Genomic DNA, 877 nt, shown 5'->3' with positions numbered 1-877 from the left:
ATTGAATAAAAGTAATAGGACGTTTAGCTTCGTTATCATCAAAATAAAAAGGATAATCATTATTTTTTGATTTTTCTATATCGTCCAAATGCCTTTTCACAGATAAAAAAGCAGCTTGACATACTGGTAATTTTTTATTAATAACATCATCTATATATTGATTATAAGTGTACATATTATATATAAAAAATATAAAGATTTATAACTCAAAAATACGATAAATATTATAGAAAAATTGTTGACAAAAAAAGACTATACTATATATTTATATCATCCAAAAAGGAAAGGCAATGTAAAATATATTTTTAATTGATTAAATTAGAGAAACATCATATTTAGATGATAGTATAGCTACTAATGTATCTTTATATGAGATAAATGTATTAAAAAATCAAGAGTTTATTATGATAAAAATTAATACAGTACCTTTAGAGAGTGCTACAAGAAAAAAATTAGATATTATTCTAAATAATTTAGGATGGATTACTAATGAATTTGATAAATATTGCAATGTATTTACCGAACGAGTAAAAACAAACGAACAAAAAGAAAAAATAAAACTTTTGTATCCTAATGGCAGATTTCCTGATTATGTACTTTATAAAAGCAATACAGATATACCATTAGCAATTATCGAAACTAAAAGAATTGGGGTGGATATAGAGAAAGCATTAGAGCAGGCAGAAGAATATGCTAAATGTTTAAATGTTAAAGTTGTATTTGCTTATGATGGTTTTATCTTATCATCAAGATGGGTTTCTAATAAAGAACCATTAAAAATAAATGGAGAACCTATATACGATTTACTATCTGAAAAACATTTATTAAACTTTATAGAAAATAACGGTAATATTATAACTTCTAATAAGAAAACTAA

1 protein-coding gene is annotated in these 877 nt (G+C 23.1%); it reads left to right on the top strand.

The features are described from left to right. Positions 1-404: 404 nt before the first annotated feature. Positions 405-877: type I restriction endonuclease (locus EZH24_RS12735; protein WP_201798604.1), on the top strand; the 473-nt coding region annotated here is incomplete at its 3' end.

The organism is Brachyspira catarrhinii (assembly GCF_005518285.1).
In the GTDB taxonomy this organism is placed as follows: domain Bacteria; phylum Spirochaetota; class Brachyspiria; order Brachyspirales; family Brachyspiraceae; genus Brachyspira; species Brachyspira catarrhinii.
Note: the sequence above shows the minus strand (reverse complement) of the source record. Positions and strands in the feature narration are given on the sequence as shown.